Below are 15,214 nucleotides of genomic sequence, written 5' to 3'. Positions count from 1 at the left end.
TAATTAGAATATAAAATTAGAATTAAAAAGAGATTATATTATAAAAAATATTTAAAACAAATAATATATGATTAAAAAATATATTCTTAAGTTAAATAAATAATAGAGTAGTTTAAATAAAAAAAATAAAAAAGAGTAATAGTTAAAATTTAACTATTATTTACTTGATAATCAATAGCTTCATCAACTAAATGTAAAAATTGATCTTTAGCAGAATATGGAATCATAGCACCAGCAGCAATATCATGACCTCCACCTTGACCACCAAAGTTAGATGAAACTTCATTAAGTGCTTTACCTAAATTAACACCTTTATCAACTAACTCTCTAGTTGTTCTTCCAGATATTTTAATATCTTTATGTAATCTAGATAAACCTAATACTGGTTTATCTTCATTAAGTAATCCTACAGATAAACCAATACTTGCAATTGTGCCCATAACTTTTTTAATAATTTGATCTTCACTATATAAATATTGAATAGCATTAAGTTGAACTGCTCCTTCTTTCTTAATCCAATCCATACCTTTAATTAACTGATTTCTATAGTTAGATCTTAATTTTAAAGCAACATCAAGTGCTTCTCCACGTTCACCTAAAGCTAAACTTAAACCTAAACCATATTTCTTATTTTTACCACATGCATCAAGAATATCTGAGAAATCTTCAAGATCTCTAAGAGAAGATACTTCTTTAGGAACAGTATAAATATCAGATAGAATTTGTGGATTTATTTTAATAAGTTCATCTTTTACAATATCTTGTTCTTCACCAGGAAGTTCAGAAAATTTTATTGCATAAGAAACTCCCATATCCACTAAAAATTCTTGTGAAGCTTCTAAATCTCCAGTTAAACCTTTAAGTGCTGGTTTAAATGTATATGCTAAAGACTTATAAAGAGGTTCTGTATTTTTAGATGCTATTTTTAAACCTTCATTAACCTCTAAAACACCAGATTCTAATGCATCATTTAAAATTAATTGATTCATACCAACAAATTTATTTTGACATTGCATATCACCAAATGCACCTACAAGTGCAAGGCAAGCTAAATGTTTTTTATTCATATCTCTTATAACAAGATATGAAGAACCTGCTCCACTTAACTCTTTACTACCATCAACACCAAATAAATGTGGATTTACATGAATTACATTATCATTAGGTTCAATATCAGCAGGTTGATGATGATCTGCAATAATAACATCTGCTTTAAATGAATTTATAGGTTTTAAACATGCACTTCCCATATCACAAAATACAAAAATTTCATAGTTTTCTTTTTTTAATTCTCTTAAAACATCTAATTTAAGACGTGGAACTATTGTAATATGAAATTGTCCACCTTCTTCTTTAATAGCATTAGCAATTACTCCAGCTGCAGATAATCCATCTGCATCATTGTGAGAAATAATTCTAATAATATGGTTTTGTTGGATATGCTTTTTTAGCATATCACAAGCTTCAGAAGATCTATTTAACAAGTAATGCTGCTTCTGTTGGGTCATATCTCCATCCTTCAGGTAATTGACCATCTCTTACATAGTATTTTCCTAATCTTCTGATTCTGGATTCTACAATAGTTAATCCTCTTTTACTGTGAACATCTTTAGGATTTTCAGCTAAATGATCTCTTATATTTACAGCTCTTCTAATTAAGTTCATTAAATCTTCTGGATAGTCACCAAATTCATTGTTTCTTTTTAAAATTTGAGTGATTTTTTCTCCAGTAACTTCTTTAACACTAGGAACTCCATATTGGTCTCTTAAAATAATACCAATTTCACTAGAAGATTTACCTTCTTTATGGAATTTTACAATAAATTCTTCAATTTCTTCATTTGAATACATTACCCAGTCAGGTCTTGCCATATTTAATACCTCATATAAAAAATTTTTAATTAATAATTAAGAAATAATTAGATTATAATCTAGATATTATTGCCCAAAAGATTAAAAATCTAATTAATAGAAAAAATCAATTAATGACAAAAAAAATCCATCACACAATCAATAAATAAACCAACCACATGACAAAAAAATCCATCACACAATCAATAAATAGTAAAATAAATTTAAATTAAGTGAATTCATTCATTATTATATTCACTAACATACCATTTAATAAATTTATTTAAAGAATTTCTTCTATGAGAAAACTTATTTTTTTCTTCAGTACTTAACTCACCAAATGTTTTACCTTCAGATTCAACATAAAATAATGGATCAAAAGCAAAACCTAAGTCTCCTCTTTCTTCTGTTGAGATTAATCCGTTGACTTTGCCTAAAAAGATCTTGGGCTCAGAATTGGGGGCACAAAACCCAATAACTGACCTGAATTCGGCATATCTATCATCAACGCCATCCATTAATTTTAAAATTCCTTTATTCCCAAGAGTATCTTGAACATAATGTGAATATACTCCAGGAAAGCCATTTAAAGCTTTAATGAATAGACCAGCATCTTCAACAATCACAGATTTATTTAATTTACGACTAGCATATTTTGCACCGAAAAGAGCCACGTCCTCAAGTGTTCCTTGTGGTTCCATGTACCCTAAATCAATATGCTCTAATTTAATATCATAATTTTTGAATATACTTTCTGCTTCTATAACTTTATGTTTATTACCAGTTATAAATGTTATCATAAAATCACTTTTTTAATATTTTCTATAGAAATAATAAATTTTTTTAAAAAAAATATAATAATTTTAATATCTTCAATATTTAATTTTTTTTAAAATAAAATAATGAAATAAGTTTAATATAAATTAAATAAGGAAATTATTTAAATTTAAGATAAATAAAATAATATAAACTTATAATAAACTAAATAAATAATTTATTTAGATTTTAAATGAAATAAAAATTTTTTTATATTTTAAGATAATTATTACACTAAATACTTTAAGATATAATAAAATAGATTTTAATTTAAAATATTTAAATAGATTTTAATGTGTATAACGACCTCTATGTTCTATTTCATTTATTTTTTCACGAACTTCAACAGGATTTGATGAATTTTTAAGATAAGAATCTAAAATCCAATTAAAAGTTTCAAGTGAAACATTATAATCAACACTTTTAATTGATTTTTTAAGTACAAGTAAATCATCAGCTTTATCTTCTAATAAATTTGAATAATATGAAAGACCAAAGTCAATAAATACTAAATCACCATCTTTATTTATTATCATATTAGAAGTTGTTAAATCACCATGAATAATATCCATTTCATGCATTAAACTAATATATTCACCTATTTTAAATGATAGTTCTCTTCTTTCATTATGAGATAAATCATCAATTATGTCTTTTACTATTTTACCTTCAATATATTCCATAGTAATGTTTTTATTATATACATCAACATCATAAATTATAGGAGTTAATATACCTGAATTTTTAACATGAGATAATATTCTAGCTTCAGATTTGGTTCTTAATTTACGGATTTTATTATCAATTTCAGGAATCCTATAATCTTTTTTAAGTCTTTCCTTAATAATTACATCAGTTTCAAAATCATAATCATCAAAACCATCAAACCATTTTCCTCTTATAATATCTGATTCAGCTCCTTTTGCAAGAATATTCTTTGGAAGTTTAATTTTATTATCAATATCTTTTACCCATGGAACATCAACTTCATCAGTTCTATATCTTTGTATAATATGTGTATCTTCAATATTCATAGTTCCAAAATATTTACTTCTTAATAAACCAAGCCATGCAATCATTGCACCATTATCACCACAAAATTTCATTTCAGGCATATAAAATTTAGCATAATGATTTTCAGCCATAGTATTTAACATTTCTCTTAAATGAGAGTTTGCTGCAACACCACCACATAATAAAACTTCATCTCTTTCAGTATGTGATAAAGCTCTTTCAGTAACTTCTACAAGCATGGAAAATGCAGTTTCTTGTAATGAATAACAAACATCTTCTATTGCTGCACCATTATTATATGCACGTAATGCTGCACTAAGAAGACCTGAAAATGAAAAATCCATACCTTTAACTACATAAGGAAGTTCTATATAAGAACCTTTTTTAGCAAGTTTTTCAATAACAGGACCTCCTGGATGACCAAGACCTGTTTCACGACCAAAATGATCAAGACAATTACCTACAGCAATGTCTAAAGTCTCACCAAATAGTCTATATCTACCAGATTCATATGCAATAACTTGACTATTTCCACCACTAACATATAATGTTACAGGATTTACTGCACCAGTAGTTAATTTACCTATTTCAACATGACCAATACAATGATTTACACCAATAATTGGTTTATTTATTGATAAAGCTAAAGTTCTTGCAGAAGTTGCAACTATTCTTAAAGCAGGTCCTAAACCTGGACCTTGAGAAAATGATACTAAATCAATATCATCAAAATCTAAATTTGCTTCATCTAAAGCTTGAGGTATAAGTTTAGGAATCCATTTAGCATGATGTTCAGCAGCTTCACGTGGATGTATACCTCCTTTTTCAGGATATAATTGATTTCCACAAATAGCTAAAATATTACCATCACTATCAACTATACCTACACCTGTTTTTTCTGCAGTACCTTCAATCCCTAATGATATCAATAATAATTCCCCTATAAATTCCTTTAATAATTAATATAATTTATAATATTTTTAAGTATATACTAAGTAAAATTTAAAAGATATATAACTTTAAAAAAATTTAATCAATGAAAAAACATGCACAAAGCAAACTAAATATACCCTCAAAAAAATTTAATCAATGAAAAAATATACTCAAAGCAAACTAAATATACCCTCAAAAAAATTTAATCAATGAAAAAATATACTCAAAGCAAATTAAATTAAATAAAGTTTTCTTTACTAAATTTAAAATCTTAAATAGCTAAATTTAATAAAATTTAGATATATAGAAAATAGATTATAAAAAATAATAATTAAACTTAATTAAACAAGTTAATAAACTTTAATAAACATATAATAATTATATTATTATATATTTTTTATAATATAAAAAAATTTTTTAAAAAAAAATAATTTAAAAAAAGGGATAAAAATGGTAGATGGCCTTAAAACTTATGGAAAAAATGACATAAACAAAAAATTAAAAGGAAAAAATCCTGTTTTTATTTGTACAATTGCAACAACAGATACTTCTAAAATACATGGAATAAGTGGAGCAGGTGCAAGTGAAGAACTTAATATGTATACTCCTGCAGCAGATGTAGAAATCATGGAATATGGAAAACCTCATTGTATGAAAGAAATTCCAGAAACAGTATCTGAAGGAGATTCTGCACCAACACCCTCAATGTTAACAAAAGCTTGTCTTGATTTAACTGGAACTGATTTAAAAGTAGTAGATGCAGGTTGTGAAATAAGACCTGATTTAGATTGTTATACTCTTAGTGATTCATATGGTAAAAATATAAGTACTGGAAAAGGAGTAGATAATCCTCGTGAAATTTACGAAAAAGCATTAGAAATTGGTAAAGAATTAAGTAAAGAATATGATTATCTTGTAATAGGAGAAAGTATTGCTGGAGGAACTACAACTGCATTAGGTATTCTTAAAGCATTAGGTTATAATGCTGATTTTAAAGTAAGTGGAAGTATGCCTTATAATCCACATGAATTAAAATTAAAAACTGTAAATGAAGGTCTTAAAAATGCAAATATTACTCCTGGAAAAGTAGATGTATTTGATGCAATAGCTGCAGTAGGAGATCCAATGATGCCCGCAGTAGCAGGAATGACTATAGGTAATGATGTTCCAGTAGTACTTGCAAGTGGAACTCAAATGGCAGGAGTATGTGCTGTAATAAAAGCAATTAAACCTGATTTTGATTTTACAAATATTACAATTGCAACAACTATTTATGTTGCAAATGATGAAACAGCTGATATCTTTTATATTACAAAACAAATTAGTGATGATATTGTAATAAATGTTGTAGATCCTAAATTTGAAACATCAAACCATGGTGGTCTTAAAAATTATTTAACAGGATTTGTAAAAGAAGGTGCAGGTGCTGGTGGAGCAATATATATGTCATTAATGGAAGGTAAAACTATTAATGAAATATTAAATGCAATTGTAAAAACATGTAGTTAATATTTTTTTATTAACTATTTCCCAAAAATAATCAAAAAAGACTAAAAACATTAGTTAATATGTTTTTATTAACTATTATACTATTTTTAAAAATTAACTAATTTAAATAAATAGCTAGTATAATTTATTAATTAATTTTAGATAAAAAATCATATTTCATAAAATTATACATAAACTAATATTAATACTAAATTAAAAAAATACTAATTTTAAAAAAAATAAGAAACCAAATAAAAATTTGGTTTTAAAAATTATCTAATATTGTAAACTAAACCAGTTGCTCTACTATTAATCATAATAATATATGGCTGAACAATAAATGAAAATGCTAATAAAAGAATAACAAAAATACTTAATGCAAGAGCATTTCCAGGATTAAACATTCCACCAAGAGAAGATATACCTAAACATATTCCTAATAATATTAATAAAACTACAAGGAATATTGCAACAATAACACAATTTAAAACAATTAAACCAAGATAAAATCCGAAATATCTAAGTACTCCAATAGATTTAAATATATCAAAAACTTCTTCAAAATCAAATGCAGAACGGAGAGAATCATCATTTACAGACATATGTGCAACTGCAACCATTGAAAGCATATCAAATATAATAAATGTAATAACTGCAGCTATAATTATATTAAAATTATATACAAATGCAAGTATAGTTAGTACAATTGGAATTATATTATATACTATTTTAACAACAATAAGTTTAATTCCATCAACAAACAATTTTTTCCAATTACTAAAATCAGGTAATGGTTCATCACCATTAATCATACCATGAGTTGCTCTTTGAATTACTCTATAAGAATATCCTTCTAACATAATAGTTGGAATTATTAAAAATCCAAGTAAACCCATTACACCCATTATTACAAGGTTTTTAACATCTTTAACACCATATTCTAATGAATCTTTATAAATATCTAATATCATAAAAATTACTCCTCATTTTCATTTAATATAAAGACATCTTCAATATGTTCACATTTTAATATTTTAGTTATATTATAAGCAACAAGAAGTGAAGGATTATATCTTCCATTTTCTAAAGCATTAATAGTTTGTCTTGTAACTCCAACTTTATCAGCTAATTCTTGTTGACTTAATCCTAACTCTTTTCTATAAAAACCAATTCTAGTTTTCATTAAGTCACCTACTAAAATAATTCAACTATACATAAATATTTAAATATTTATTTTAAATTAATTTATATTTCTACTGTATATTAATAATAAGTATTTAAAAAAAAATTACTTATTGAATTTTTTATAAAACTTAAAAAAATATAAAAAATTTCAAAACTATATTATATCTACTATTTATCTAAAAAAATATGTAAAAAATATATTACATATAAGAAATATATTACATCTACTATTTAAATATATCTAAAAATATTTTAAAATAAGTAAAAAAATTATTTAAATAAATTAAAATCAGTAAAATAGCTAAAAAAATAAAAAATTATACTGTAATTATAAAACTACAGTAAATAATAAGATTAATGCTCCTACAATCCAACAATAGTAAGAGAATATATCTAAACTTCTTTCTTCAATAAGTTTAAGTAAAACTTTAATAGCAAATAAACCTGAAATTACAGCTGCTAAAAATCCTAAGAAATATGGTACAAAGTTTACTGCAAGACCATTTACAATATTTCCACCTTGAACAAGAGTTGCACCTAAAATTGCAGGAATTGAAAGAATAAAACTGAATTTAGCAGCAAATTCTTTATCTAATCCACCAAGTAAACCAAAAGCAATAGTAGTACCAGATCTAGAAAGACCAGGTAAAATAGCACATGCTTGACCAATACCCATGAAGATTGTTTCTTTTAATGATAAATCATCAAGATTTTTATCTCCAACATTGTATCTTTGTGAGAAATATAATAAACAACCAGTAATAAGTAAAAAGAATGCAGGTATAGAAACACCAGTAAATAATGATTCAACAATATCATTAAATAAAATACCAACAATACCAACTGGAATAGATGCAACAATAGTAAACCAAGCTAATTTTTTATAAGGATCTTCTTTAATACCTTGAATAAAGCTTCCTCTAAAAATATCAACAATACTTCTAAAGAATGCAACAATCATATTAATAATATCAGGTAAGAAAAAACCAACAACTGCTACTAATGTTCCTAAATGTAAGAAAACATCAAATGCAAGATTATCTTGATTTAAACCAAAGAAAGTTTGTGCAAAAACTAAGTGAGCTGAACTACTTACTGGTAAAAACTCAGTTAATCCTTGTACAATACCAATGATAATCGCTGAAAAAATATCCATCATAATAAAACACCTTAATATAGATATTATTAAAATAAAATAAAAATTTTAAAAAATAATTATTTTATTAAAATAATTTTATTCAACTGGGAATAACCAACCATATTTATCTTCTGTTTTTCCTTTAATGACATCAAAGAAAGCATCTTGAATTTCTTTAGTAATAGGTCCACGTCTACCTTCACCAATAATACGATGATCCATTGAACGAATTGGAGTAACTTCAGCAGCAGAACCTGCAAAGAATTCTTCATCAGCAATATATAAGAAATCTCTTGGTAATGGTTGTTCAATAACTTCATAACCTAAATCTTTAGCTAATTTAATAATACTATCTCTTGTAATACCTTCAAGAATAGAACTTGCTAAAACAGGAGTATAAATTTTACCATCTTTAACTAAGAAAATATTTTCTCCAGGTCCTTCTGCAATATAACCATTTACATCTAATAATAAAGCTTCATCAAAACCATTATCTTGAGCTTCAAGATTTGCAAGTTGAGAATTCATATAATTAGCAGCTGCTTTAGCAAGAAGAGGGAAAGTTCCTTCAGCAGGTTTTCTCCAAGATGAAACACCAATATTTACACCATTTGCTAAAGCATCTTCACCTAAATATGCTCCCCATTCCCAAACAGCAATAGTAACACAAACAGGACAATTAACAGGTGAAACACCTAATTCTTTATATCCCCTATAAACTATAGGACGAATATAACAATCAGTTAAATTATTTTCTTTAATTGTATCTTTAATTGCTTCACAAATTTGATCTTCTGTAAATGGAATTTCCATTTTATAAATTTTAGCTGAATTAAACAATCTATGAACGTGATCTTTCAATCTAAAAATATTTGATTTACCATCAATTTCATATGCTCTTATACCTTCAAATACACTTGAACCATAATGTATTGCATGAGATAAAACATGAATTTTAGCATCTTTCCAATCAACAAATTCTCCGTCCATCCAGATTTTTCCAGACTCTTCATTAAATGCCATTATATCATTTCCATAATTTTCTAATTTCAATAATATTTTCTTGAATAAATTTTAAAAAAATATAATATAATAATTTTATAAAATTAGTCAATAAAATATATTATACAATATATATCTAATTTATAATATTTATATATTAAATTATATAAAGAAAAATTAGAATAAATTGAATATTTTAATAAATAAATAATAAAATTTAAAAGTAAGTAAATATTAAATAATAAAATTTTAATAAAAAAAGAAAAAATTAAATTAAAAACCATAAAGTTTATATATTAAAAATGATAAATAATTGTATGTTGTTACATTGGTTCCGTGGTCTAGGGGTATGATACCTCGCTTACAACGAGGGGATCACGAGTTCAAATCTCGTCGGAACCACTATTTTTTTACTTTATTTTTAGAAATTTAAATTATCACTATTTTTAAAATATTAAACTCTAATTTTAGAAAATCTAAATTTTACAATTTATCACTGTTTCTAAAAAATATTAAACTCTAATTTTACATATATTTTTAATTAAACTATTTTTAAAAAAAATACTTATTTATATAATAAATAAATCTTTAATGATTTTTATCAAACTTTAATGGCTTTTATCAAATAATATTAAATTAAGATAAAATATAAGATTTTAATATGATTATTATTTTTAAATAATAAATAAAGTCTAAAACAAGCAGTTTTTTCAATATATAATATAAATCTAATTTTAAATAGCTAAAAAAACTAAACCACAAAAAAAATAGCTAAAAAATACACAAAAACAAAACAAAACAAAAAAAAATAGCTAAAAAATTAAAAATTTATAAAAATATTATTAATACAATAAGTATTACAAGAGATATAAAGAATACAGAAGTTCCTTTAACTAAAACAACAGTTCCATCTTTATCAGTATACCATACTAAACCATAAGATAATAATAATGAAAATACCATTTCAATTAAACCAATAATTCCACTAGATACTCCACCAACAAAAGCAAATATTCCTGCAATTAAATATGAAACAATAACAACAATTAAGATTAAAACTATTGGATTTCTAATAATTGAAATAAAATCAATACTACGTGATTTATTATTATTTTTTGGAACATTATTAGATTTAGAAAGACTTGCAATTCCAGAATTATTGTTTTTAATAGGGCGAGGTTCTGGTTTTACTTTATCTTTAGAATTTCTATTAAAAAATGAAAATCTAGATTTTTTAGGTTTATTAGTAGAATTAGATGAAGTTTTATAAAGATTAGCCCCATTAAAATAATAATTATTTGAATTTGATTGAGTACTTGGATTATAATTTGAAATAGCTAAATTTTCATAATATTCATCATCATATGGTTCATCATAATCATATCCATTATATTCAGGATATTCTGGCATAGATTCTACATCATCATAATCATAATCATAATTATCATCATAGTCCTCATAATATCCATCATTATTTTCATCATAATAGTATGAAGAATCTACATCCTCTTCTTCTTCTGAATCTTGATTTTCCATTTGAATATTATTTTTTTCAGAGTATTTTTTAGCTAAACTTATTAAATTATCTCTATCAACTAATTTTATATTCTTACGTGATGCATAATTTCTAGCTTGTGGTGAAAATGTAGAACTAGTTACAATAGCTACTTTAGATGCTTTAAGAGTTCTACCTACCATTTCCATTTCTTTAAGAATATCAATTCCTACTTCCCATTCTTTATCATAATTTTTACAAGCTACAACTACGCTAAAATCACCCATTTGTGTTGGAAGAACTGCATATATATCAATAGTAGTTTGAGAAGTTTTAAAGTTTTTATAAACCTTAAATCCAGAATCTTCCATAACTTTAGCAATAAAATTAATTAATTGTGGCTTTTGCACAGTTTCACCTAACTAAATATTTTAAAAATTAATTTGATAAGAATAAAAATTATATTAAATAATACTATATAAAATTTTGTTTTAAATATTAATATATCTTTTGGAAAGAAAAATATATGAAAACATGAAATAAAAAATTTTAAAAAAATTTTTAAATAAAAAAAAACTCTTATCTGTAAACTAAAAAAACTCACAAATAAAAAAAATAAACAAACACTTATAAACTAAAAAAAGCTTACTAATAAAAACAATATATTCATAGAAATCTAAATAAAAAAACTAAAATAAAAAATTTTTTTAATAGAAATAAACTATTTCTATATATGAAAGAAATTTTATTATGTAATGATGATGGAGTAAAATCAAGTGGTATAATAGCTGCAAATGAAGCTGTAAAAGACCTTGGTAATACAACAATAGTTGCTCCCTCAATTCAACAAAGTGGTATTGGTCATGCATTAACATTATTTGAACCAATTAGAATAAACAAAGAAAAACTCATTAATAACAAAATTGGATATTCTGTAAGTGGAACACCTACTGACTCATTAATTGTTGGAGTATTTGAAATATTAAATAAAAAACCAGATCTTGTAATTTCAGGAATAAACATAGGTTATAATTTAGGAAAAGCAGAACTTACAACATCTGGAACATTAGGTGCTGCTATAGAAGCTGCATCATATAAAATACCAACTATTGCAGTATCACAAGCTGTAACTAATCAATCTGCAAAATTTGAAAATGGTCATGTAAATATTGATTTTGAATTTACAAAAAAAAATTTTAAGAAAACTTAGTAAATACGTTCTAGAAAATGGCCTTCCAGAAGGAGTAGATTTAATAAACCTTAATATTCCAAGTAATCCTAAATCTGATAAAATAGAAATTGCAAGTTTAACTGAAAGAATGTTTATACCAGAAGTAGAAACAAGATATGATCCTCGTGGTAAACCTTATTATTGGATTGATGGAATAGTAACTGATAATGATAAAGAAGGTACAGATGGATATTATATTAAAAATAAGAATGTTACAACAATAACTCCTGTAACAATTGATTTAACAGGAAATTTAAATAAAACAAAAGAATGGTTTAAAGATTTTAAATAAATCTAAACCATTACAAATATAAAAATAAAAATATTATAAAAGGAATTTAAAATAAAACAAGATAATCTAAACTAAAAAATAAGAAGATAAAAAACTTAAAAATAAATAGCTAGAAAAAATAATTAAATACTTATTTACAATTAAAAATAAATAGCTAGAAAAAATAATTAAATACTTATTTACAATTAAAAATAATAAAAATAGAATTATTGAATATTAAGTTCTTTTAATATTTTAGCTCTCTCATTTTTTAATTCTTGTAATTTTTTAGGATCTGCATTACCTTTTTTTTCTAAAATAGCAATAGTATTAGATAATGCTTGTAAATTAGTTTCTAACATATTAACAGCCATAATAATAATCCTCCTTAATTAAATTATAATCATTAAAAACTCTAAGTTTTATTATATATAAAATTATTGAAACTAAAAAATATATAAATAAAAGAATAAATAAAAATAATAAATTGTATTTTATCTGAGGTAAAAATATGAAAAATAAAAATCCAGAAGTAAATAAATCATTAGATCAATTTAAAGGAAAAAATGTTACTGTAATCCTTAAAAATGATGAAGAACATACAGGAAAATTAATTGCTATCGATAACTTCATAAATGTTGTTTTAGAAAAAGAAGATGGAAATTTAGATGTTATTAAAGGTGGAAAAATATTAATTATTTCTATTAACAACTAAAATTCTTTTTTAAAATTTTTAAATATTATACTTAAATCTTTTTTTAACTTAATTATAAAATAAAAGCTTCTTTTAATAAAAATAATTAATTTAATATAAACTCTTTTTTTAAATAAAAAATTAATTTAATAAAATATTACTAAATTAACAGGTCTATTTCAACTGAAACAAACCTAACAAAATACACATAAACTAAGTAAAATTACTAAACAAAAAGAAAATAGTAAAATATTAACTAAGATCTACTTCAACACCTAAAATTTCTTTTTTACCATTATAAACATCATGTGCTATTTGTAAAGCACCAATTGCACCTGAATCTGCAGATATAACTTTAATAGGATACTTATTTTTTAAATACTTATTTAATTTTTCTTCAAAATCAAATGGTTTTTTCATTGAACCTAAAGATCCTGTAAGAACAATACCTTCTATATCATTATTTGCAATAGTTATAAGACCACCAATTTCCATTGCAATAGTCATAATCATAGAATTTATTGCAAGTACTGCTTTTTTATCATTTTTCTCATATCTTGATAAAAGTTCATCTTTCATAAAAGCTACTTTATTATCAATACCTGCAATTTTTACAGCTCCAGCATGTGAAAAACATTCATTAGCAGTTCTTTTACCTTCATCAATATCCCTAATCATTTCAAGATCAAGTGGTCCATGAACAAAACCCATTGCCCCAAGACATGCATCTATTGCTCCTCTAATTTTACCATCTTCAACTAGAATATTTACACTATTAGAACTTAAATCACCTACTATAAGATTATTCCATTTAGTTTCTTTAACTGCATTATATGCAATTGAAATTTTTTCAGGACTTGCAAGGTGAGAATATGCTGCTGTAAAAAGTTCATCAAGTGAATCTGAATTTTTATGTAAACCTGGAATAAGAACTGCAGGAATATTAGAATTCTCAATTTCTGAATATACAGATGTTCCTCCACCAGTAACTTTACCTGCACCATTAATTGATAAAATTCCTCTATTTTTAACTTTATCCATAGGCATTATTTTATTTATTCCATCTCCCATTGCATAAGTTACTGCCATTAATTTAACATCATCTAAATTACAACGTTTAGATAATTCTTCAATAGCACTAATTTTACCTTTTTTTGTATCTTCACGAGATAATTTAAAAACATCTATAATTTTTCCATCATCATCTGATATTGCAAAGCTAATACCAGTAGTCCCATGATCCATTCCTATAAATACCATAATTTCATCCTTATTAAATAATAAAAATTAATCTTAATATTAAACAAGAGCAAACTCAAAAAATTCTAAAACTATATAACTACCAAAAGAGCAAACTCAAATAAATTAAAATTATATAATCACCAAAATCAAACAAGAGCAAACTCAAATAAATTAAAATTATATAAATAATAATATAAATTAATTATATATTACTAACTTTAACTTGTATATATCATATATTTATTTTTAATATATAATAAAAAAATAGTAAACATTTATTAAATATTGTGTATATATACTAATTTTTATACTATTCAATTATTATTGTGATAAAATGACAAATCGTCTTTTAAAAAACTTAAAAAGTATGGACTCTAAAGAGCTTGTTAAAAATGCAACTCTTATATTAATAATTATTATTGCAATACAAATTGTACAAATACTTGCGCAAGTGGAATACTAAAAACTCAAGTAATATTCCTCCTTTTAGCACAAATAATTGCAGTTATAATTGCATTAACTGGTTCTGTACTTCCAGTTGGAAAACAAAGATTAATATTATATGTCATTGCTGCAATATTCACATTTATTTCATTTAATATATTTGCAATTGTTATTGGAATTTTCTATTTATATGCAGCATATAAAGTTAATCAAAATAAATAGTTAATATTTTACCAATCCAATATTAATTATAATAATAAATTTATATTTTAATTTTTAATTAAATATAGAATTTTTAAAATCTTTTTAAATAAAAATTTTAAAGATTCAAACTAAATACTAATTTTAATAATTAACTCTTTAATAAAAGAACTTACTTATTATATACATTTTTTAATAAAAAATAAGAA

At 24.0% G+C, this 15,214-nt stretch carries 14 protein-coding genes, 1 tRNA gene and 1 pseudogene; 5 read left to right on the top strand and 11 right to left on the bottom strand.

What is annotated here, in order from left to right; all coding sequences use genetic code 11:
• Window positions 1-149: 149 nt before the first annotated feature.
• The 4 genes from BGI41_RS02310 to BGI41_RS02295 all read right to left on the bottom strand — a co-directional run bounded on the left by BGI41_RS02310 (window position 150) and on the right by BGI41_RS02295 (window position 4,610).
• Window positions 150-1,484, bottom strand: a complete 1,335-nt coding sequence (locus BGI41_RS02310; RefSeq protein WP_088538632.1) for a DHHA1 domain-containing protein — start codon at window positions 1,482-1,484, stop codon at window positions 150-152.
• On the bottom strand, window positions 1,474-1,872 hold the full coding sequence (locus BGI41_RS02305) for a 30S ribosomal protein S15 (RefSeq protein WP_088538631.1): 399 nt from the start codon (window positions 1,870-1,872) through the stop codon (window positions 1,474-1,476). Before BGI41_RS02305 ends, BGI41_RS02310 begins: the two co-directional genes overlap by 11 nt.
• 218 nt (window positions 1,873-2,090) lie before the next feature.
• A complete protein-coding gene (locus tag BGI41_RS02300) occupies window positions 2,091-2,651 on the bottom strand; it encodes an XTP/dITP diphosphatase (protein ID WP_088538630.1) in 561 nt (186 codons plus the stop codon).
• A gap of 306 nt (window positions 2,652-2,957) precedes the next feature.
• The gene (locus BGI41_RS02295; protein ID WP_088538629.1) at window positions 2,958-4,610 is read right to left on the bottom strand and encodes a bifunctional N(6)-L-threonylcarbamoyladenine synthase/serine/threonine protein kinase; all 1,653 of its coding nucleotides are present in this window, start codon (window positions 4,608-4,610) and stop codon (window positions 2,958-2,960) included.
• Between the two features lie 454 nt (window positions 4,611-5,064).
• Here BGI41_RS02295 and cobT point away from each other — a divergent pair, with 454 nt between their 5' ends.
• On the top strand, window positions 5,065-6,123 hold the full coding sequence (gene cobT / locus BGI41_RS02290) for a nicotinate mononucleotide-dependent phosphoribosyltransferase CobT (RefSeq protein ID WP_088538628.1): 1,059 nt from the start codon (window positions 5,065-5,067) through the stop codon (window positions 6,121-6,123).
• 251 nt (window positions 6,124-6,374) lie between these two features.
• On the opposite strand, the gene BGI41_RS02285 is transcribed toward cobT, so the two are convergent.
• The 4 genes from BGI41_RS02285 to BGI41_RS02270 all read right to left on the bottom strand — a co-directional run bounded on the left by BGI41_RS02285 (window position 6,375) and on the right by BGI41_RS02270 (window position 9,448).
• Complete coding sequence (locus BGI41_RS02285; RefSeq protein ID WP_088538627.1) at window positions 6,375-7,073, bottom strand: DUF4013 domain-containing protein; 699 nt, start codon at window positions 7,071-7,073, stop codon at window positions 6,375-6,377.
• Between the two features lie 5 nt (window positions 7,074-7,078).
• Window positions 7,079-7,285 carry a helix-turn-helix transcriptional regulator gene (locus BGI41_RS02280; RefSeq protein ID WP_088538626.1) on the bottom strand — a complete coding sequence of 69 codons (207 nt, stop codon included), beginning with the start codon at window positions 7,283-7,285 and terminating at the stop codon, window positions 7,079-7,081.
• A gap of 330 nt (window positions 7,286-7,615) precedes the next feature.
• Window positions 7,616-8,443, bottom strand: a complete 828-nt coding sequence (locus BGI41_RS02275; RefSeq protein ID WP_088538634.1) for an undecaprenyl-diphosphate phosphatase — start codon at window positions 8,441-8,443, stop codon at window positions 7,616-7,618.
• 78 nt (window positions 8,444-8,521) lie between these two features.
• Window positions 8,522-9,448, bottom strand: a complete 927-nt coding sequence (locus BGI41_RS02270) for a branched-chain amino acid transaminase (RefSeq protein WP_088538633.1) — start codon at window positions 9,446-9,448, stop codon at window positions 8,522-8,524.
• Between the two features lie 309 nt (window positions 9,449-9,757).
• On the opposite strand from BGI41_RS02270, the gene BGI41_RS02265 reads away from it, so the two are divergent.
• Window positions 9,758-9,829: transfer RNA gene (locus BGI41_RS02265), tRNA-Val, on the top strand.
• Window positions 9,830-10,255: 426 nt separating this feature from the next.
• On the opposite strand, the gene BGI41_RS02260 is transcribed toward BGI41_RS02265, so the two are convergent.
• On the bottom strand, window positions 10,256-11,332 hold the full coding sequence (locus BGI41_RS02260; protein ID WP_088538625.1) for a restriction endonuclease: 1,077 nt from the start codon (window positions 11,330-11,332) through the stop codon (window positions 10,256-10,258).
• A gap of 323 nt (window positions 11,333-11,655) precedes the next feature.
• Between BGI41_RS02260 and surE the strand changes: the two are divergent.
• Window positions 11,656-12,445: pseudogene (gene surE, locus BGI41_RS02255) on the top strand (5'/3'-nucleotidase SurE).
• 206 nt (window positions 12,446-12,651) lie between these two features.
• On the opposite strand, the gene BGI41_RS08435 reads toward surE, so the two are convergent.
• Window positions 12,652-12,798: a hypothetical protein gene (locus BGI41_RS08435; protein WP_198945414.1), complete on the bottom strand. Its 147-nt coding sequence runs from the start codon at window positions 12,796-12,798 to the stop codon at window positions 12,652-12,654.
• Window positions 12,799-12,935: 137 nt separating this feature from the next.
• Between BGI41_RS08435 and BGI41_RS02250 the strand changes: the two genes are divergently transcribed.
• A complete protein-coding gene (locus BGI41_RS02250) occupies window positions 12,936-13,139 on the top strand; it encodes an LSM domain-containing protein (protein ID WP_088538624.1) in 204 nt (67 codons plus the stop codon).
• A 231-nt stretch (window positions 13,140-13,370) separates the two neighbouring features.
• Here the strand turns inward: BGI41_RS02250 and BGI41_RS02245 are convergent, their stop codons facing one another.
• Window positions 13,371-14,378, bottom strand: a complete 1,008-nt coding sequence (locus BGI41_RS02245; protein ID WP_088538623.1) for a methanogenesis marker 12 protein — start codon at window positions 14,376-14,378, stop codon at window positions 13,371-13,373.
• A gap of 316 nt (window positions 14,379-14,694) precedes the next feature.
• Between BGI41_RS02245 and BGI41_RS08640 the strand changes: the two genes are divergently transcribed.
• On the top strand, window positions 14,695-14,823 hold the full coding sequence (locus BGI41_RS08640) for a hypothetical protein (RefSeq protein WP_255377143.1): 129 nt from the start codon (window positions 14,695-14,697) through the stop codon (window positions 14,821-14,823).
• The last annotated feature ends 391 nt before the right edge of the window (window positions 14,824-15,214 follow it).

It is taken from the genome of Methanobrevibacter sp. 87.7 (assembly GCF_002208625.1).
GTDB lineage: Archaea > Methanobacteriota > Methanobacteria > Methanobacteriales > Methanobacteriaceae > Methanarmilla.
Note: the sequence above shows the minus strand (reverse complement) of the source record. Positions and strands in the feature narration are given on the sequence as shown.